Annotated in this window: 22 protein-coding genes and 1 tRNA gene; 13 read left to right on the forward strand and 10 right to left on the reverse strand. The window is 71.9% G+C overall.

Annotation, left to right across the window (positions count from 1 at the left end):
* Positions 1–6: 6 nt before the first annotated feature.
* The gene (locus DFI_RS01560; RefSeq protein WP_051308003.1) at positions 7–750 is read right to left on the reverse strand and encodes a 2-phosphosulfolactate phosphatase; all 744 of its coding nucleotides are present in this window, start codon (positions 748–750) and stop codon (positions 7–9) included.
* 63 nt (positions 751–813) lie between these two features.
* On the opposite strand from DFI_RS01560, the gene DFI_RS01565 reads away from it, so the two are divergent.
* The 5 genes from DFI_RS01565 to DFI_RS01585 all read left to right on the forward strand — a co-directional run bounded on the left by DFI_RS01565 (position 814) and on the right by DFI_RS01585 (position 4,634).
* Complete coding sequence (locus DFI_RS01565; protein ID WP_027463512.1) at positions 814–1,518, forward strand: creatininase family protein; 705 nt, start codon at positions 814–816, stop codon at positions 1,516–1,518.
* Positions 1,515–2,690 (forward strand): glutamate ligase domain-containing protein, encoded by a 1,176-nt coding sequence (locus DFI_RS01570; protein ID WP_027463511.1) that lies wholly within the window; start codon positions 1,515–1,517, stop codon positions 2,688–2,690. The genes DFI_RS01565 and DFI_RS01570 overlap by 4 nt, the downstream gene beginning before the upstream one ends.
* A gap of 37 nt (positions 2,691–2,727) precedes the next feature.
* Positions 2,728–2,803, forward strand: a tRNA-Lys gene (locus DFI_RS01575).
* 180 nt (positions 2,804–2,983) lie between these two features.
* Positions 2,984–3,283, forward strand: a complete 300-nt coding sequence (rpoZ, locus tag DFI_RS01580) for a DNA-directed RNA polymerase subunit omega (RefSeq protein ID WP_027463510.1) — start codon at positions 2,984–2,986, stop codon at positions 3,281–3,283.
* 82 nt (positions 3,284–3,365) lie between these two features.
* A complete protein-coding gene (locus DFI_RS01585; protein WP_027463509.1) occupies positions 3,366–4,634 on the forward strand; it encodes a cation:proton antiporter in 1,269 nt (422 codons plus the stop codon).
* 69 nt (positions 4,635–4,703) lie between these two features.
* On the opposite strand, the gene DFI_RS01590 is transcribed toward DFI_RS01585, so the two are convergent.
* On the reverse strand, positions 4,704–5,273 hold the full coding sequence (locus tag DFI_RS01590; RefSeq protein WP_022800435.1) for a peptidylprolyl isomerase: 570 nt from the start codon (positions 5,271–5,273) through the stop codon (positions 4,704–4,706).
* Between the two features lie 22 nt (positions 5,274–5,295).
* Positions 5,296–6,531, reverse strand: a complete 1,236-nt coding sequence (locus DFI_RS01595; protein WP_027463507.1) for an aminopeptidase — start codon at positions 6,529–6,531, stop codon at positions 5,296–5,298.
* A 182-nt stretch (positions 6,532–6,713) separates the two neighbouring features.
* On the opposite strand from DFI_RS01595, the gene DFI_RS01600 reads away from it, so the two are divergent.
* Complete coding sequence (locus tag DFI_RS01600; RefSeq protein ID WP_051308001.1) at positions 6,714–8,186, forward strand: RtcB family protein; 1,473 nt, start codon at positions 6,714–6,716, stop codon at positions 8,184–8,186.
* Positions 8,187–8,201: 15 nt separating this feature from the next.
* On the opposite strand, the gene DFI_RS01605 is transcribed toward DFI_RS01600, so the two are convergent.
* From DFI_RS01605 to DFI_RS01625, 5 genes are read right to left on the reverse strand one after another with little or no spacing between them, the layout of a single operon-like run.
* Positions 8,202–8,687, reverse strand: coding sequence for a tRNA (cytidine(34)-2'-O)-methyltransferase (locus tag DFI_RS01605; protein WP_043778736.1), 486 nt, complete (start codon positions 8,685–8,687; stop codon positions 8,202–8,204).
* Complete coding sequence (gene ispF / locus DFI_RS01610) at positions 8,680–9,165, reverse strand: 2-C-methyl-D-erythritol 2,4-cyclodiphosphate synthase (protein WP_027463504.1); 486 nt, start codon at positions 9,163–9,165, stop codon at positions 8,680–8,682. The genes DFI_RS01605 and ispF overlap by 8 nt, the downstream gene beginning before the upstream one ends.
* A 9-nt stretch (positions 9,166–9,174) precedes the next feature.
* Entirely contained in the window at positions 9,175–9,804 is a 630-nt protein-coding gene (locus DFI_RS01615; protein WP_027463503.1) for an IMPACT family protein, read from the reverse strand.
* Positions 9,801–10,388, reverse strand: coding sequence for an NUDIX domain-containing protein (locus tag DFI_RS01620; protein ID WP_027463502.1), 588 nt, complete (start codon positions 10,386–10,388; stop codon positions 9,801–9,803). Before DFI_RS01620 ends, DFI_RS01615 begins: the two co-directional genes overlap by 4 nt.
* A 32-nt stretch (positions 10,389–10,420) precedes the next feature.
* A complete protein-coding gene (locus tag DFI_RS01625) occupies positions 10,421–11,758 on the reverse strand; it encodes a DUF4403 family protein (RefSeq protein WP_244940294.1) in 1,338 nt (445 codons plus the stop codon).
* 173 nt (positions 11,759–11,931) lie between these two features.
* On the opposite strand from DFI_RS01625, the gene DFI_RS20040 reads away from it, so the two are divergent.
* The 4 genes from DFI_RS20040 (at position 11,932) to DFI_RS01640 (ending at position 14,663) form a co-directional block, all read left to right on the forward strand.
* Positions 11,932–12,345 carry a hypothetical protein gene (locus tag DFI_RS20040; protein WP_027463500.1) on the forward strand — a complete coding sequence of 138 codons (414 nt, stop codon included), beginning with the start codon at positions 11,932–11,934 and terminating at the stop codon, positions 12,343–12,345.
* Positions 12,342–12,851 carry a P-loop nucleotide/nucleoside kinase family protein gene (locus DFI_RS20045; protein WP_051308000.1) on the forward strand — a complete coding sequence of 170 codons (510 nt, stop codon included), beginning with the start codon at positions 12,342–12,344 and terminating at the stop codon, positions 12,849–12,851. The genes DFI_RS20040 and DFI_RS20045 overlap by 4 nt, the downstream gene beginning before the upstream one ends.
* A gap of 5 nt (positions 12,852–12,856) precedes the next feature.
* The gene (locus tag DFI_RS01635; RefSeq protein WP_027463499.1) at positions 12,857–13,276 is read left to right on the forward strand and encodes a secondary thiamine-phosphate synthase enzyme YjbQ; all 420 of its coding nucleotides are present in this window, start codon (positions 12,857–12,859) and stop codon (positions 13,274–13,276) included.
* Positions 13,277–13,448: 172 nt separating this feature from the next.
* A complete protein-coding gene (locus tag DFI_RS01640) occupies positions 13,449–14,663 on the forward strand; it encodes an adenylosuccinate synthase (protein ID WP_027463498.1) in 1,215 nt (404 codons plus the stop codon).
* Between the two features lie 55 nt (positions 14,664–14,718).
* Here DFI_RS01640 and DFI_RS01645 read toward each other — a convergent pair whose 3' ends face one another.
* Entirely contained in the window at positions 14,719–15,297 is a 579-nt protein-coding gene (locus DFI_RS01645) for a hypothetical protein (protein WP_027463497.1), read from the reverse strand.
* A gap of 143 nt (positions 15,298–15,440) precedes the next feature.
* Here DFI_RS01645 and folE point away from each other — a divergent pair, with 143 nt between their 5' ends.
* Positions 15,441–16,073 (forward strand): GTP cyclohydrolase I FolE, encoded by a 633-nt coding sequence (gene folE, locus DFI_RS01650; RefSeq protein ID WP_027463496.1) that lies wholly within the window; start codon positions 15,441–15,443, stop codon positions 16,071–16,073.
* Positions 16,074–16,135: 62 nt separating this feature from the next.
* Here folE and DFI_RS01655 read toward each other — a convergent pair whose 3' ends face one another.
* The gene (locus DFI_RS01655) at positions 16,136–17,314 is read right to left on the reverse strand and encodes a M20 family metallopeptidase (protein ID WP_027463495.1); all 1,179 of its coding nucleotides are present in this window, start codon (positions 17,312–17,314) and stop codon (positions 16,136–16,138) included.
* 138 nt (positions 17,315–17,452) lie between these two features.
* Here DFI_RS01655 and DFI_RS01660 point away from each other — a divergent pair, with 138 nt between their 5' ends.
* Both DFI_RS01660 and DFI_RS01665 read left to right on the forward strand, forming a co-directional pair.
* Positions 17,453–17,917 carry a MarR family winged helix-turn-helix transcriptional regulator gene (locus DFI_RS01660; RefSeq protein ID WP_022800420.1) on the forward strand — a complete coding sequence of 155 codons (465 nt, stop codon included), beginning with the start codon at positions 17,453–17,455 and terminating at the stop codon, positions 17,915–17,917.
* An 82-nt stretch (positions 17,918–17,999) separates the two neighbouring features.
* On the forward strand, positions 18,000–18,458 hold the full coding sequence (locus DFI_RS01665) for a DoxX family protein (RefSeq protein ID WP_027463494.1): 459 nt from the start codon (positions 18,000–18,002) through the stop codon (positions 18,456–18,458).
* Positions 18,459–18,546 lie beyond the last annotated feature (88 nt).

The following is an 18,546-nucleotide window of genomic DNA, read 5'->3' on the forward strand; positions in this document are numbered from 1 at the left end:
CGGCCCTCAGTGTACGGGCCGGAATTCTCCCGTCTGCAGGCGCGGGACACACAGGCTCGCGTTCACCTGCGCCGCCAGCGCCACGTCCGCCCCGAAGCCCCGCTGACGCAGTTCCCGCCCGGAACTGCACCCGCCCACCACCTCCGGCAGACGCCCCTGCGCGTCCCGGAAGGCCTCCGCGGCCGCGTGCGCCTCCGGCGACCCCGGGGCGCCCAGCGCCGCGATGACCGCGCCTGCCCCCAGCCAGTCCTCCAGCGCGGGCCGCAGCGTGCCGTCCGGCCAGCGCTCCCCGGCCGGCACGACCAGCACGCGCCCGCCGTGCCCCCACCCATGGTGCCCCCGCAGGTGCGCCGCCACGGCCGCCGCGTTGCGCAGGCACGCCGCGTACACGTGTCCGGGCCGCAGTTCCTCGGCCAGCGCGCACAGCGTCCCCCCGTTCGGGGAGGGGAGCACCAGCCGCTCCCCGGCCTCCAGCGCCAGCAGCGACGCCGGGGACAGGCTGGGCCCGCCCGTGAAGCGCCGGGTGGGGCTCGCCAGCCGCGCGCCCCGCGCCGCCGCGAAGGCCGCCGCCCGCCCGTCCCGCCAGCGGAACGGCAGCACCCCAGCCCCGCGCCCCAGCGCCACGTCCACGCAGGTGCTGAAACTCAGGACGTCCACGATCACCACCGCGTCTGCCTGCGGGCCCAGGTGCCGCACCCCGGCCTCGCCCCACTCGCAGCGCACCGCCCCCTGCGCCTGATCCCAGTACATGCCGCGGATCATGGAGCGCCGCGGCCGCGCACGGCATCCAGCGCATGGCTTACGCTGGGCGGCATGCGCGTTCAGGACATGAACTGGCAGATGGTCGAGGCGTACCTGCAACGCGACGACCGCTGCGTCCTTCCCCTCGGCTGCACCGAACAGCACGCCACCCTCAGCCTCGCCACCGACTCGATCCTCGCCGGGCGCCTGAGCGAGGAGGTCGCCGGGCCGCTGGGCATCCCGGTGTTCCCCACGCTGCCGTACGGCATCACGCCGTCGTTCATGGCGTACCCCGGGACCGTCACCGTGCGCACCGCCACGTACGTCGCGCTGCTCGGCGACGTCCTGAACAGCCTGCACGCCCACGGCTTCCGCCGCATCCTGATCGTGAACGGCCACGGCGGCAATGCCCCCGGACAGGGCTGGCTGGGCGAGTGGCTGGCCGCCCACCCGGGCGCCCGCGTGCAGTGGCACAACTGGTGGAATGCGCCCCGCACCTGGAAGGTCGTGCAGAAGATCGATCCCCTCGCCAGCCACGCGAGCTGGATGGAGAACTTCCCCTGGACGCGTCTGCCCGGCGTCACCCCGCCCGACGAACGCAAGGCCGCCGTGGACCTGACCCGCCTGAAACAGCTGCCGCCCCGTGAGGCCCGCACCCTGCTCGGGGACGGGAACTTCGCCGGACTGCACGTGCGGCCCGACCGGGACATGCACCTGATCTGGCAGGCCGCCCTGGCCGAAACCCGCGACCTGCTCGAACAGGGCTGGGCCCCGTGACCACGCCGCCCACCACCCCGGATTACGACTGGCTGTACGCCCGCACGCGCGCCGGGCGGGACCGCGGCCCCGCCCCCGCCCGCGCCCTGCTGGACCGCCTGGGCGCCCCGGACCGGGGGTTCCGCAGCGTGCGCGTGATCGGCACGAACGGCAAGGGCAGCACCGCCGCCATGCTGGAAGCCGGCCTGATCGCCGCCGGGGTCCGCACCGGAAAGTTCACCAGCCCCCACCTGCACGCCTACGAGGAACGCGTCCGCGTGCAGGGCCGCGAGATCCCGCCGGCGCGCACCGCGCAGTTCATCGCCTGGGCGAAGGCCCACGCTCCGGACGCCGCCTTCTTCGACCTGACCCTCGCGCTGGCCGCGCAGGCGTTCGCGGAGGCCGGCGTGCAGGTCGCCGTGATGGAAGCCGGCGTGGGCGGGGCCAGCGACGCCACCCACGCCCTGCACGCGGTGGCCGCCGTGGCCCTCACGAACGTGCACCTCGACCACACCGCCGCGCTGGGCCCCACCATCCGGGACATCGCCGGCGACAAGGCCGGCGCCGCCCGCCCCGGCGTGCCGCTGCTCACCACCGCGACCGGCGAGGCGCTGGACGTCATCGCCGGGGTCGCCGCTCAGGCCGGCGCACCGCTGTTCACGCCCGGCACGCACCCCGCGCTGTTCCACGTGCCGCACCCGCCCACCCTGGCCGGCGCGCACCAGCTTCAGAACGCCGCGCTGGCCCTCGCCACCCTGCGCACCCTCGGGCATGAGCAGGGGACCGAGGCCGCGCTGGCCGCCACCCACCCCGGCCGGCTGGAACGTTTCACCGTGCAGGGCCGCACGGTCCTGATCGACGGCGGACACAACCCCCACGCCGCCCAGGCGCTCGCCGCCGCGCTGGACCACGTGGACGTGCTGTGCTTCGGGAACCTCGCCCGCAAGGACACCCCCGCCACCCTGGCCCCCCTGCTGCCCCTGACCGCCACCCGGGTGTTCACCGCACCCGGCGACCTTGCCACCCCTCCACAGGACCTCGCCGCGCAGCACGGAGGGCAGGCCGTGCCCGACCCGGCGGCGGCCCTGAACACCGCGCTGACGCTCACCCCACCCGGCGGCACGCTGCTCGTGACCGGCAGCCTGTACCTGGCCGCCGCCGCCCGGCAGTGGGCGCTCGCCCGGCCCGGTTGACAGGCCGGGCCCCCTCCCATATACTCCCTGTCGCTCTGGGTCGTTAGCTCAATTGGCAGAGCAGCTGACTCTTAATCAGCGGGTTGTAGGTTCGATTCCTACACGACCCACCAGAGAAAACCCCCGCCCCGCGCGGGGGTTTATGCATGCGCTGCCCGCCAGGGTGACGGGGTGACTGGCGCCCTGGCCCGCCCGCGGTTTACACTGTGGGGCTGAACGCGCCGGAGTGGCGTGACGCGACGGACGGGAGTCCGGCGGACGGACCGGCAGACACCGGTTCACAGGAGGGCTTCATGGCCGAGAGGGATATCGACAAACTGCTTTCAATGACGGACAGCAAGTACCGCCTGTCCGTGGTGACGGCCAAACGCGCCCTGCAGCTGCGCAGCGGCGCCCCCAGCGTGCTGCCCGTGGAGCAGCGCGTGCGCACCCGCAACCTGGTCACCCAGGCCATGCGGGAACTCGCCACCGGGAAACTCACGGTCGGGACCGGCCTGATGGACGAGCAGCGTTTCCACCAGGATTACGTGCGGCAGCGGCAGGCGCAGCTGCAGGCGCAGCTGAACGCCGAACGCGAACGCGAACGGGACTGAACCGCAGGGTTCAGGGCGGGGCGGCCGGGTGACCGGACCGCCCCGCTTCCCGTGTGCCGGGCCGGGCGTACAGTGGGGCTTCATGTTGACTGCGTTCGCCATCCTGCTGGGCGTCACGGCGCTGCTCGCGTACGTGAACGAGCGCTTCCTGCACTTTCCGACCACCGTGGGGGTCACGCTGGCGGGCGCGCTGGCAAGCATCCTGATGATCGCAGTGGCGGCCCTGGGCTTCCCGGACGCCCGCGACTGGATGAGCGGCGTGCTGCGCACCCTGAACTTCACGGATTTCGTGCTGAACGGCATCCTGAGCGTGCTGCTGTTCGCTGGGGCGCTGGGCCTGGATTCCCGGCAGCTGCTGCGGCAGCGGACCAGCATCCTGACCCTGGCGTTTTTCAGCACGCTGATCAGCACGTTCGTGATCGGGTTCGCGGCGCACTTCGTGTTCGGGCTGGTGGGCCTGGACGTGCCGCTGATGTGGTCGCTGCTGTTCGGCGCGCTGATCAGCCCCACTGACCCGGTCGCGGTGCTGGACCTGCTGCAACGCGCCAAGGTCCCGAAGAAGATCGAGACACTGATCGCCGGGGAGAGCCTGTTCAACGACGGGGTGGGCGTGGTGATCTTCCTGGCGCTGGCCGGCGTCGCCGGACTGGGGCAGCACGGCGCGCAGGAAGCCGTGACCGCCGGGTCCGTGCTGGCCCTGTTCGCGCAGGAGGCGCTGGGCGGGCTGCTGTTCGGCGCGGCGCTGGGCGCCGTGGGCTACGCCATGATCCGCACCATCACCGCCTACGAGGTGGAGATCCTGATTACCCTCGCACTCGTCGTGGCGGGGTACGTCACGGCCGCCGCGCTCGGCCTGAGCGGCCCCCTGGCGATGGTCGTGGCCGGGCTGGTGATGTCCGCCGTGAAGACCGCGACCTTCACCGAGGCGACCTTCCACCACGTGGAGGTCTTCTGGGAGACGCTGGACAAGGTCCTGAACATCCTGCTGTTCACGTTCATCGGCCTGGACGTGCTGCTCACCGAAACGACCCTGGCGCAGATCACCGCCAGCGTCCTGCTGATCGGCGTGGCCCTCGCCGCCCGCTGGATCAGCGTGGCCCTGCCGTTCGGGTTCCTGCGCCGCCGCGAGGGGTACAGCGAGTACACCGTGCGCCTGCTCACCTGGGGCGGGTTGCGGGGCGGCATCGCCATCAGCCTCGCGCTGGGCCTGCCGGAGACGCCCTACCGCACGCACGTGGTCACGGTCACGTACGCCATCGTGCTGTTCACCATCGCCGTGCAGGGCCTGACCATCATGCCCCTGGTGCACCGCGCCGCCGCCGCCACCCGCCAGCTGGACGGCGACGCCTGAACGGCCATTCAGACCGCAGAAACCCGCCCCGGCATCTGACCGGGGCGGGCTCCTTTTTTTTGTCCGGGCTTACTTCTCGACGAGGTAAGCGGACTCGATCACGTCGGGCGTGCCGGGCATGCCGGGCTGGATGCGGGTCAGGCGGTCCAGCACGTCCAGGCCCTCCACCACGCGGCCGAACACGGTGTGGCGGCCGTCCAGGTGCGGGGTGGGCACGAAGGTGATGAAGAACTGCGAGCCGTTCGTGCCGGGGCCGGCGTTCGCCATGCTCAGCACGCCCTTGCGGTCATGCTTGTGGGGGTTGCCGGCGAACTCGTCCCCGAACTTGTAGCCGGGGCCGCCCATGCCGGTGCCGGTCGGGTCGCCCGTCTGCGCCATGAACCCGTCGATCACGCGGTGGAACTTGATACCGTCGTAGTAGTGGTGACGCAGCAGGTACGCGAAGCTGTTCACCGTCTCGGGTGCCTCGTCGGGGAACAGTTCCACCACGATGCGGCCCTTGCTGGTCTCCAGCACGGCGCGGTACTGCTTGCCCGGCTCGATCGCCTCGCCCAGTTCCGGGGCGGCGCTGAAGCTGGTCTTGCGCTCGTCACTCAGGTACGGCGTGGCCTGGAACCCGTCAGTGGTGTAATCGCTCATGAAGGGCATTGTACGTGACGGCTCAGATGACCCACTCGCCGCCGCGCATCAGCGGCTCCCGCTCGCCGCTGGCGGTCACGCCGTCCACGTCCGTGCCGGGCGTGCCGATCATCCAGTCCACGTGAATCAGGCTGTCGTTCCCGCCGGCCGCCTTCAGGGCCTCGGCGTTCTCGCCGTGCTGCACGTTCGTGCTGTAGCAGCGGCCCAGCGCGATGTGCGACGCGGCGTTCTCGTCGAACAGCGTGTTCTTGAACAGCGTCCCGGTCAGCGCGACCGGCGCGGACGCCTTGACCAGCGCGATTTCCCCCAGGTGCGCGGCGCCCTCGTCGGTGTCCAGCAGTTTCTTCAGGGTGTCCTCACCCTGCGAGGCGCTGACCTCCACCGCGCGGCCCTGCTCGAAGCGCATGCGGATGCCCTCGACCAGCTGCCCGCGCACGCTCAGCGGCTTGCTCGCCACCGCCACGCCCTCCACCCGGTCCCGGTGCGGCATGGTGAACACCTCGTCGGTCGGCAGGTTCGGCACCGCGCGAATGCCGTTCCGGGCCGTTTCCGCGCCGCCCTGCCAGATGTGGTTCTCCGCCAGGCCCACCGTCAGGTCCGTGCCCAGGTCGGACTTCAGGTGAATGGCGGCGTACTGCTTGCCGTTCAGGTAGTCCGTCAGGCGCTCCAGTTCCGCCAGGTGCGTGTCCCAGGCCGCCACCGGGTCCGGCTGGTCCGCGCGGGTCACCTGGAAGATGTCCTCCCACAGTTTCGCCACGCCATCCTGCTCGCTCAGGTCCGGGTACGCCGCGCGCGCCCAGGCGGGGGTCGCCATGGCCGCCACCGTCCAGTTCACGTGCATGCCGCTGATCGCCTCCATCACGTGCCGGGACGCCTGCGCCATCAGCTTGCTGCGCGTCGCCACCCGCTCGGGGTTCACGCCCGCCAGCAGGCTCGGGTCGTCCCCCGTGATCGAGATGAACGCGTAACCTTCCTCGGTCATCTTCTCGCGTTCCAGCGTCACCCACGCCGGCACGTGCGACACGGCCTCGTCCGTGCCCTCCTCGAACAGCGCCAGCGCCTGATGCTGGTCCCCGTAGCGCAGCTGCACGTCCGCCGCGCCCGCCCGGTACGCGGCCCGCGCCACCAGCCGCATCAGCGGCGCCGCCTCCACCGGGCCCTGCACCGCCACCTTCCCGCCCTGGGGCAGGTTCACGCCCGTGCGCACCAGCAGTTCCGCGTAGCCTGCGAGCTTCTTCTCGAATTCCGTCGAAGTCATGCGGCGAGTCTACGACGCCCTGCCGGAGCTCTCCGATGCGCCACATGGCCGATTCCTTCCGGCGGGACACTCCGTACACTTCTGCTGACCTGTCGCCGCTGCTGAGACAGGCCGACACGGCACGCTCCGCCCCGGGGCACGTGCCCGGCCACCCGTGTTCTCGCACTGCACAAGGAACAATCATGTCCCACCCCTTCCGCCGCGTGAGCGCTACGCAGCTCACCCTGCCGCACGCCCTCGACTGTCCCATCACGCTGTTCGCCACCCCGGACGTGCCCTTGCAGCGCGCCGCCGCCCAGGAGCTGACCACGTTCCTGGACAGGCTGACCCACCTGCCGACCCTTCACGGGCGCACTCCACCCGCCCGCCTGCACCGCGTCGCGCTGACCCCCGATTTTCACAAGGGCGCCGGCATTCCGGTCGGCACCGTCCTGCACACCGAAGGGGTCCTGTTCCCTGAGGCCATCGGCAACGACGTTGCCTGCGGCATGGGCCTGCACACCACCACCCTCACCCGCGATGATCTCGAACCCCATCTGGACGCTCTGGAAGACACGCTCCGGCGCGTGTTCTTCCAGGGGCAGCGGCGCCTGAGCACCACCGGCAAACAGCGCGAGGCCGTGCTGCGCTCCGGCATCGGGGCTCTGGTGGACACTCCCCTGCACCCCGGCCAGTCGGGCCTGTGGAGCCGGGTGCGCGACAGCCTGCCCGCGGACGCCCGGCAGCGCCTGCACGCCGGTGGGCAGCTTCCCGTTCTGTCCGTGCCTGCCCACCTGGACTGGCTGCGCGAACCGCACCACCTGACTCATGACGCGCAGCTCGGCTCGGTGGGCGGCGGCAATCACTTCGTGGAGATTCAGTACGTGCATCGGCTGCTGGACAGGAGTACCGCCCACCACTGGCACCTCAAGGCCGGGCAGGTGGTCGTGATGGTGCACAGCGGCTCACTCGGCTTCGGGCACCTGGCTGCGCAGCAGGCCCGAACCGTCGCCCAGGCCGCACTCCCCGAGGAACCTGTGTGGGCGGCCCTGCCGGTGCGCGACGGAGGGCCTGCCCACCAGCCGGTCATGGACGCCCTGAACGCCGCCGCCAACTTCGCGGCCGTCAACCGCCTGTGCCTCGCCGGCATGGCAGCCCAGGCGCTGAGTGAACACCTGCCCGGCACCAGCACCAGCCTGCTGTACGACGCCCCGCACAACTTCATCTGGCCGGACCCTGCGGGCGGCTGGCTGCACCGCAAGGGGGCCACCCCTGCCCGCGGCTTTGCCGGCATGCAGGGCACCCCCTTCGCTTTCACGGGGGAGCCCGTGATCGTGCCCGGGTCCATGGGGGGCAGCAGCTTCCTGCTGGCCGGACGCGGTTTGCCGGAAGCGCTGAGCAGCGCCAGCCACGGCGCCGGGCGCCTGCGGTCCCGGGGGGAGGCGATGCGCGGCCATGACGATGAGTTCCACGCGTTCCTGCGTGACTTCCGGGTCGTCACGCCCCTGGACTGGCGGCGGGCCCGTCCGGACATCCAGGCGCAGAAACTCCGGGAACTGAAGCAGGAGGCGCCCTTCGCCTACAAGGGCATCGGCCCCGTCATCCGCACGCTGGCCGAGAGCGGCATGGCGGCGCCCGTGGCGGAACTGCGGCCCCTGATCACCGTGAAAGGCTGACCATCCCGCGGCTTCCTACCAGCCTTCGATCTGCCGGGCGGCCTCGAAGGCGGCGACGCCCGCGGCCACGGCGAGGTTCAGGCTGCGTCCGCCGCCCGGCTGCGGGAGCTTGAGTTTCGGCAGGGCGTCGCGCAGCCAGGCGGGCAGGCCGCGGGATTCCGGGCCGAACAGCAGGTAGTCGCCGCGCTGGAACCCGGCGCGGGTGTGCAGCTGCGTGGCGTGCGTGCTGAACGCGAACACCCGGGCCGATTCGGGCAGCGCCGCCTGGAAGGCGGTCCAGCTGGCGTGCTCGTGCAGCGGCACGCCCTGGAGGTAGTCCATGACCGCGCGGCGGAACTCGCGGTCGTGCAGGTGGAAGCCGAACGGGCGGATCAGGTGCAGTTCGGCGCCCAGCACCGAGCAGGTGCGCGCCACGTTCCCGACGTTCCCGGCTTTCTCGGGTTCGAACAGCACGACGTGCACCAGCGGAGTGGGCAGCAGGGGAGAGGGGGCTTCAGCCATCGCGGCCCAGCAGGGCGGTCACGCGGACCTGCACGTGGTCCGGCGCGAGGCCCTCGGACGTCTTGAAGCTCACGCCCACCTCGGACTCCGGCAGGGCCAGCAGCGTGGCCACGCTGCGGGCGATCTTGGCGCGCAGCGGCCCCAGCTTCGGGCGGTCCAGCGTGACGACCAGCGCCACGTTCACCGGCTCGTACCCGCGTTCCCGGATCAGGTCCAGCACGCGGCGCAGGATGTCCCGCGAGTCCAGGCCCGCCCACTGCGGGTCGGTGTCCGGGAAGTACTGCCCGATGTCGCCCAGCGCCAGCCCGGACAGCAGCGCGTCCGCGACCGCGTGCAGCACGGCGTCCCCGTCACTGTGGGCCACGGCGCCCCGCTCGGCGTGCGGCACGGGCACGCCCCCCAGGATGAGTGGGCGGCCGGGCGCGAGGCGGTGGGCGTCCTCGCCATACCCGATGCGGAGCGGCAACGAAGAGAGCATGCGCCGAGTCTAAACGTCGCCCCCGGCGAACCCCAGGTCCTCGAGGACCGCCGCGCCGCGCGTGGCGTCCGTCAGGGCCTGCGTGAACGCCGCGGCGTCCTCCGGGAAGAGATGGACGGGCAGGGTCATGCCGCCCGCCGTGTACGTCTCCTCGCCGCGCACGGTGTCCAGGGTGCCGAGCTGGTGGTACAGCGTGCTCAGATGCTCGAAGCCCACGGAGACCCGCACGGTCACGCGCGGGCGCACCTGCACCTGCGGGGCGGTGCGCAGGCACTCGGCGGCCGTGCCGCCGTACGCCCGGACCAGCCCGCCCGTGCCGAGCTTCACGCCGCCGTAGTACCGCACCACGACCACCATCACGTGATCCACGCCCTGGCCCTCGATGGCCCGCAGGATCGGGGCGCCGGCCGTGCCGCCCGGTTCGCCGTCGTCCCCGAAGCGGTAGACGGCGCCGATCCGGTACGCCCAGCAGTGGTGCGTGGCGTCCGGGTACCGCGCGCGCAGCGCCGCCAGCTGCGCCAGCGCGGCCTCCGGCGTGTCGGCGCGCTCCGCGAAGGCCAGGAACTCGCTGTTCTCGATCAGGGCGTCGTGCCGGTGCGGCCGCTCAAGCGTGGTGAAGGGCGCGGGCAGTTCCGTCAAAGCAGGCCCCGCTCCACCAGCACCCGCCGGGCGTGAAACAGCGCCAGGCTGCTCGACGCGTCGTGAATCTCCCCGGCGTCCAGCTTCCGGTACGCCTCCGCCAGCGGCACCACGGTCCGCTCGATCACCTCGGTGTCCTCCAGGTGCAGTTCCCCCAGCGTCACGCCCAGCGCCAGGAACGCGTAGAACACCACCCCGCTGATGCTCGGCTGCGGGTAGAACCCGGGCAGCGCCACCCACTCCGCCGCCACGCCGCCCACCTCCTCCCGCAGTTCCCGCGCGGCCGCCGTGAGCAGGTCCTCGCCGCGCTCCACGCCGCCCGCCACCACCTCCGTCACGGTGGAGCGCAGCGGGTAGCGGTACTGCCGGATCAGGGCCACCTGCCCGTCCGCGGTAACCGGCAGCACGAACACCGCCCGCGGCCCGCGGCTGCGGTACTGGTACGCGAACTCCACCCCGCTCGGCAGCCGCACCCGGTCCTCGCGGATGGGCCGCACGCCGTCCACCAGCAGCCGGGACGACAGCGTCTCCCAGGGCTGCTCGTCGTCCTCGGTCAGGTGCGGCCAGTTCGGGTGCTCGGTCATGCGGGCAGGCTAGCGCGCCGGACTCCCGGCCCTTACCGCGCGAGGCTCGCGGCGTCCAGCGTGGCGTTCACGCGCCCGCCCGCCGCGGCCGTGACGACCAGGGCGTCCGGCGTCACCTGGAAACCCGTGAGTTTCAGCGTCCCGACCGTGCCTGAGAGCCGCACGCCCGGGACGGGCGTGAACGGCAGCCGCGCCTGCACCTGCCCCCGCGCCCGGTCCAGGTGCGGCGTCAGGTCGAACCGCGCCGCGCCCTGCACGAACGCCTGCGCCCGCGCGTCCGCCAGCCAGCCGATCACCCGCCCGGACAGGCCCTCCCGGCGCGTGCGGACCGTCACGCCCTTCAGCGTCAGCACCCGGCCCGCGGCGTCCAGCACGGGCGTGCCCGTCACGTCCACCGTGGCCGGCACCCGCAGGCCCAGCGGCCCCTCGATCCGCAACTGCACCACCGCGTGCAGCGCCGCGCCCTGCGGCCTGACGGTCACGCCCGTCACGCGCAGCTTCGGGCTGGTGGGCACGGAGAGCGGGAACACCTGGGCCGCGGCGTACCGCGTGGCCGCGGCCGACAGGTCCGTGTATGGCAGCCGCACCGGCACGCTCAGGTCCACGCCGTCTGCCACCCCGGCCGCCACGTTCAGCGCCGGGAGCGGCCGGACTGGCGCGGCCGGCGCGCGGCCCAGCCCGGCCTTCAGGTCGAAGGCCGCGCCCACCGTCAGCTTCAGGGCGTCCTGTGTAAACCGGAACGGCGTCACGCTCAGCGCCTTCGGCAGTACCAGCGCGTACCCCGGCTCGGGCGTGGGCAGGCTCCACGGCTGCTGCGCCCGCCCCCACAGTGCCCCCGCCCGCGCTCGTAGGTCCGCGCCCTCCCGCACCGCCCGCTCCACGTCCGCCGCCACCTTGTCCAGCTGAGCGCGGACCTGCGCGTCCACCAGCGACTGCACGCTGATCTTCAGGCCCCCGCCCAGATCCACGCTCAGCGGGTCCGTCCAGGCGTAATCGCCGCGCACCTTCACGCCCGCCTCCCAGTCCGGCCGCACGAACGGCGTGACCGTCAGGCTGACCGTGGCCTGCCCGCCGAAATCGGTCGCCATGACGCTCCCCAGGCCCCCCGGCGACGCCCTGAACGCCGCGCGGATCGGCACGCTCACCACCAGCCCCGCCCCGTCCGCCGAGGGCCGCACGCTCACGTGCCCGGCCCGCGTCACCGTGCCCGCCAGCTTCACGCTGACCAGCCCGCCCAGGAAGGAGCGCGTCTCGTCCAGCCGCGCGAACTCCGCCGGCACCCGCGCGTTCGCAGCGCCTTGCACGCCGGCCAGAGGCACCGTGACCGGCACGGACAGGGACGACACGGCCTCGGCGGCACCCAGGGACATGGCAGCAGTAAAAAACACGGCAGGCAGCAGGCGGCGCATACGTGCAGGAAGCGTAAAGCCGCCAGATGAGCCCCGGGCCAGCCACGCCGCCCAGGTGAGCCGCCCGGCGGCCCGGCCCTGCCATACACTCCGCGTACCGCTCAGCCCACCGCCCCCGCCCGAGGAGCCCTGCCATGTCCCACTCCACGCACCTGCCCACCCTGCGGCCCGGTCCGGCCAGCCTGCCGCAGCCGTACGCCGTCTCCGACGTGCTGCCCCTGATCGGCCAGAGCGTCTGGGACGGCTTCACCCGTGCCCTGCGGCTGGCCCCCTGGCCCAGCGCCGCGTGCGCCCTGCTGTACACCGATTTCCGCTGGGGCCTGGCCGACGGGTTCGGCCGGGCGGGGCTGGGCTACCTGATCGCGTTCTGGTTCGAGGTCGGCAACCAGAAGGTGGTGGAGGTGGAACGCACCGAGCACACCCGCTGGCTGTGCCCGGAAATCGACGCCGACGACGTCCGGTGGTGGCGGGCCGGGTCGCTGCTGACCGCCAGCGCCACCGGCTTTTACCTGTACGCCCTCATCCGGCAGCTGCTGAACACCCTGTGAGCCCCGCTCACCCGGGCACGGTGCACGCCCTGCACGGCTTTCTCGGCAGCGGCAAGACCACGCTGGCGCGGCAGCTGGAAGCGGAGTGCGGCGCCCTGCGGTTCACGCCGGACGAGTGGACGCACGCGCTGCTGGGTGCGAGTCCGCCCGAGGCGCTGTACCGCCCGGCCCTCCAGGCGCTGCTCTCGCTGTTCGAGGTGCAGTGGACGCGGGCGGCGGAACAGGGTGTGGACGTGATTCTCGATTACGGTTTCTGGCGCCGCGCCGACCGGGACGCCCTGCGGGCCCGGTGTGCCCAGCACGGCCTCCCGCTGCGGCTGTACGACCTGAGCGCCCCGCCCGACGTGCTGTGGGCGCGGGTCAGCGACCGCAACGCGCGGGTTCAGGCGGGCCGGGCGCCCGAGAGCGTGTGGATTCACGAGCACGACTTTCACCGCTTCCACGCGCTGTTCGAGCCGCTGGGCGAGGACGAACCCCACGTCTCTCCCGCCCGCGCCGTACGCTGAGCCTCATGTGGGTGCAACGCGACCTGACCCTGAAGCCCCAGCCGCGCGGCTTTCACCTGATCACCCGGGAGATCGTGGGGGCCCTGCCGGAACTCGGGCAGGTGCGCGCCGGGCTGCTGCACGTGTTCATCCGGCACACCAGCGCCAGCCTGACCGTCAACGAGAACGCCAGCCCGGACGTCCGCCGCGACTTCGAGCGGTACTTCAACGCCCACGTCCCCGAGGGCTGGCGCGAGTGGGAACACACCCTGGAAGGCCCGGACGACATGCCCGCGCACATCAAGGCCAGCCTGCTGGGCCCCAGCCTGACCCTGCCCGTGCAATCCGGCCGGCCCGCGCTGGGCACCTGGCAGGGCGTGTACCTGTGCGAGCACCGCGACCACAGCGGGCCCCGCACCCTGCTGCTCACCCTGCACGGCGAGTAACGGGCTGTTTCCTGGGCCGAGTTCAGGCAGGGCCGCCGGGTAAACAACCCGTCCCGCCTTGCCCGCCCGATCCCGTAGAGTGAGGCACGGTGCTGCGCGCCGTGCTTTTTTTTGCCGGAGCTGAGGTTCCGGGCAACAGCAAGCAAGTCCTGGCGCGTGGCTGGAGGCTGAAATGCCCGGTATTGCCATTGTGGGCGCCCAGTGGGGCGATGAAGGGAAAGGGAAGATCACGGACTTCCTGGCTCCCGAAGCGGAATTCGTGGTGCGGTACCAGGGCGGCGCGAACGCCGGCCATACCGTGAACGCGAAGGGGCAGACGTTCAAGCTGAACCTGCTGCCCAGCGGCGTGCTGCACGACGGCACGGTCAGCGTGCTCGGCGACGGCATGGTCATCGACGCGGACAAGTTCCTCGAGGAACGCCGGAACCTGATCGCGGGCGGCCTGAACCCGGACCTGCGGATCAGTGACCGGGCGCACCTGGTGCTGCCGCACCACAAGTACGTGGACGGCCGCAAGGACTTCGTGGGCACCACCGGGCGCGGCATCGGCCCGGCGTACGCCGACAAGGCCCGCCGGGTCGGCATCCGTTTCGGTGACCTCGCCGACGACGGGGTGCTGCGCGAGCGGCTGGAGCGGCTGCTGGAAGCCAAACCGAACAGCACCCGCGACGCCGGCTGGACCAGCGTGGACGTGGCCCTGGAGGCCCTGGCGCCCACCCGCGAGGCCCTGCTGCCCTTCGTGCAGGACACCGGCGCGCAGCTGCGCCAGGCGATCAGGGACGGCCGGAACGTGCTGTTCGAGGGCGCGCAGGCCACGCTGCTGGACCTGAACTACGGCACGTACCCCTTCGTGACCAGCAGTCACCCCACCGTGGGCGGCATCCTGGTGGGTGCGGGCGTGAACCACAAGGCCGTGCAGAAGGTGTACGGCGTGGCGAAGGCCTTCAACACCCGCGTCGGGCACGGGCCGTTCGTGACCGAGGTGCACGACGAGGCCGGCATCCTGCGCCTGCGCGGCGACGGGTCCAAACCCTGGGACGAGTACGGCACCACCACCGGCCGCGCCCGCCGGGTGGGCTGGCTGGACCTGGAACTGCTGAAGTACGCCGTGGACGTCAACGGCCTGGACGGGCTGGTCATCAACAAGATGGACATCCTGAGCGGCATGGACGAGGTGCCGGTGTGCGTCGCGTACGACGGTGACCAGCCGGTGTACCGCCGGATGAAGGGCTGGGCCACCACGGACGGCGCCCAGAGCCGCGAGACGCTGCCGAAAGAAGCGCAGGCGTACCTGGACCTGATCGAGGAGACCGTGAACTGCCCGGTCGTGATCTTCTCCTGCGGCCCGGAGCGCGAGAAGACGTACGGCGCGGTTCACTGGGGCTGAAGCCAACCAACAGGGGAGGCCCGCCGGGAACCTGGCGGGCCTCCTTGGTTGCCCCTCAGATCATGGAGCGGCTGCTGGTCACGCTGCGCTCGTCCCAGCCGAGGAACCCGGTGGGCGGCCACGGCACCTCCTGCAACGGCGCACTCGCCAGGGCGCGGCCCAGGTACAGGTGCGCCTCGTCCAGGGTGGCCTGTGCCGCCTCCAGGCGCCGGCCCGGTGTCAGGCCGAACAGCGGCCGGCGGGCGGTGGCGACGGCGGCGCGCTCGTCCACGGCGCCGGCCACCATCAGGGTCGCCTCGCGGATGGCGTCGAGCTGCTCGGCCTTCACGCTGTACCCGCGGCCCTCCCAGTTGCGCAGGGCGTCGGCGGCGGCGCCGAGTTCGTGACCCAGGCGCCCGCGCAGGTACGCCATGTGCGACACGTCGCTGTCCAGGCCCAGCACCGTGCCGGGCGTCAGGAGCAGGCGGCCGCAGTACAGGGCGGGCGTCAGGGGGGCGCCCAGCAGCACGACCTGGCAGCGGCGGGCGCGCCGGGCGTGCGGTTCGATCAGGCTCAGGCGGGCCGCGAGCCGGTAGGCTTCGTCAGGCGTGCCGGCAAGGTCAAACAGCGTGAGTGGGGCCTCCTGACTCCTCATCCCGCTATCCTGCCACACCTGATTGGGGGTGAGGTCCCCTGTGCAGGCGGGCCGGCCCGCCCTTCAAGTCCGCGCGCTGAACCTGGCGTACACTCGGCGCACCTGATTGCCCTGCCGTTCTTTCCTGCAAGGAGTTTCCCGACTTGACCCCCCCTGATCCGCCCGCCCCTGACCGCCCCCGCCCGCCCCTCTCCCCGGAGGCGCTGGAGGTGCCCGGCCTGAACCCCCTGACCCGCGAGTGGCTGGCCGCCATCGGCGAGGACCCGAACCGCGAGGGGCTGCAGCGCACCCCGCACCGCGTGGCGAAGGCCTGGCAGTTCATGACCGCCGGGTACGGGCAGGACGTGCGCGAGGTCGTGGGAGACGGCGTGTTCGCGGCCGAGGGCAGCGAGATGGTGATCGTGAAGGATATCGAGTTCTACAGCATGTGCGAGCACCACATGCTGCCCTTCTACGGCCGGGCGCACGTGGCGTACATCCCGGACCGCAAGATTCTGGGCCTGAGCAAGTTCGCGCGGATCGTGGACCTGTACTCCCGGCGGCTGCAGGTGCAGGAGCGCATCACCACGCAGGTGGCCGACGCCGTGCAGGACCTGCTCGAGCCGAAGGGCGTGGCGGTGTTTATGGAAGGCGTGCACCTGTGCATGGCGATGCGCGGCGTGCAGAAGCAGAACAGCAGCACCACCACCAGCGCCATGCGGGGCCTGTTCCGCAGCGACCCGCGCACCCGGGCGGAATTCATGAGTGCGGTGCAGGGCACGTTGCGGGGTCGGTAGACCAGGGCACAGGCGAAGGCGGGCGGGGTGACCATACCTCCGCCCGCCTTCTGCGCGCCCGGTTACTGCGGCAGGGTCAGGCGCAGCGCGGCGGCGTGCAGCATCCGCACGCCCGTTTCCAGGCTGGCCTCGTCGATGGTGAAGCGCGGGTGGTGGTGCGGCCAGTGGCTGTCGGCAGCCTCGCTGGCGGCACCCACGTTGAAGTACGCGCCGGGGGCCTTCTGCAGGTAGGCGCTGAAATCCTCGCCGCCCATCCACTGCGGCGCTTCCATGACCTGCCCGGGCCCGAACTCGGCCTCGGCGATCTCGCGCAGCTGCGCGGCGACCCAGTCGGTGTTCACGACCGGGCGGTAGCCGAACTCGTAGTTCAGCTCGTATTCGGCGCCGTGCGCCTCGCACACGCCCTTCACGATCCGCTCGATCAGCTGCGGGGCGCGCTGCCGCAGCTCCGGGTCGAAGGTCCGGACGGTGCCGAGCATCTCGGCGGTGTCGGGGATGACGTTGTGGGTGGTGCCGGCGTGGAAGGACGTGATGCTGACCACCAGGGCGTCCAGCGCGGAGGTGTTGCGGCTCACGACGTGCTGGAGGTTCGTGACGACCTGCGCGCCCACGGCGATGGGGTCCACCGTCTGTTCCGGCTGCGCGCCGTGCCCGCCCTTGCCCTTGATCTTCAGTTCGATCATGTCGGGGGAGGCCATGAACGCCCCGGCGCGGATGGCGACCTGACCGGCGGGCAGGCTGCTGCTCAGGTGCAGGCCGGTGACGACGTCCACGCCCTGCATCAGGTCGGTGGTGGTGACGAGTTCTTCGGCGCCGCCGGGGCCGATCTCCTCGGCGTGCTGGAAGATCATGCGGATCTCGCCGGGCACGTCCTGGGGGTGCTCGCTGAGGAGTTTCGCCACGCCCAGCAGGATGGCGGTGTGGCCGTCGTGGCCGCAGGCGTGCATCACGCCGGGGGTCCGGGAGGCGAACTCGAAGGTGTTTTCCTCGGTGATGGGCAGCGCGTCGATGTCGGCGCGCAGCAGCGCGGTGCGGCCGGGCTGGCCGCCTTTCAGGACGGCGAGGACGCTGGTGGCGGTGGGGCGGGTCACGGTCAGGCCCGGCATCTGGCGCAGCTGGGCCTCGATGTACTGCGCGGTTTCATGTTCGTGGAAGCCCACCTCGGGGTGCATGTGCAGGTGCCGCCGCCAGGCGACCAGCTGCTCCCGGAGGGCCGTCACGCGGTCCTGGGTTGCGGTCATGCGTTCAAAGTAGCAGGCGGCGGGGTGAGGTCGGCGGTCCGGCATCCGGGGTCGGCGGTGTCTGTCTTGACGATAGTCGTGATAACGAATAATATGGCGGAGCCACCTCCCGCCCCTGGGACGCGGCGAAGGAGCCCCATGTCTGACGCCCCCACCGCCGACCCCCGACTCGCGCACCGCGCGTACCTGCTGCTGCAGCAGCTCGCCGTGCGCCAGCGCGACGAGACCGAGCAGCTGCTGCGCAGCGAGCAGCTGACCCTCACCCAGCTGAACATCCTGCGCATCCTGCGGGGCGCCGGCACCCAGGGCCTCACCTGCGGCGAGATCGGCGCCCGGCTGATCAACCGCGACCCGGACGTGACCCGGCTGCTGGACCGCCTGGAAAAGCAGGGCCTGGTGGAACGCCGCCGCAGCGCCCAGGACCGCCGCATCGTCCTGAGCGAACTCTCCGACGCGGGCCGGGAAGCGGTCGAGCGTCTGGACGCCCCGCTGGCGGCCCTGCACTCCCAGCAGTTCGCCCACCTGCCCGAAGAGCGCCTTCAGGGTCTGGTCGAGCACCTGCGCGAGGCGCTGGGGGAGAGCGCGGTGACGGGAGGCCGCTGATCCCCCTTCCTTCGAGATCAAATATCTGTTGTAACGCCTTCTGTTTCCTCATCCTTATAACCCCCTGCCCTGGAGGATTCCCATGACGACCCGGACCACGCCCGTCCCGCCCGTTTCCACGCTCCGTTCCCGCTTTGGCACCGACGCCCAGCGCCTCGACCTGGCCCTCGCCCTGCTGCGCGGCGTGGTGGGCCTCGTGTTCCTCGCCCACGGCCTGCAGAAGCTGCTGGTGTTCAGCCTCGGCGGCACCGCCGACGCCTTCGCGCAGATGGGCGTGCCCCTGCCGCCCCTCACCGCGCCGCTGGTGGCGTTCGTGGAACTGATCGGCGGCGCCGCCCTGATCAGTGGTTTCCTCACCCGCCTCTTCGCGGGCCTGCTCGCGGTGGACATGCTCGGCGCCACCCTGCTCGTGCACCTCAAGGCCGGGTTCTTCATGCCGAACGGCGTGGAATTCACCCTGACCCTTCTGGGCGTCTGCCTCGCCCTGGTACTGCTGGGCGGCGGCCGCTACGCCGGGGACGTGCTGCTGCGCCGCGACTGACCCGCTTCAGCACGGGGGCCTGGGGGCGCGTGAACGGCCTTCAGCCCCCGTTCAGCAACCCCACCCCCGCGGGGCGCGTAATGGAGGG

It is taken from the genome of Deinococcus ficus (genome assembly GCF_003444775.1).
Taxonomy (GTDB): domain Bacteria; phylum Deinococcota; class Deinococci; order Deinococcales; family Deinococcaceae; genus Deinococcus; species Deinococcus ficus.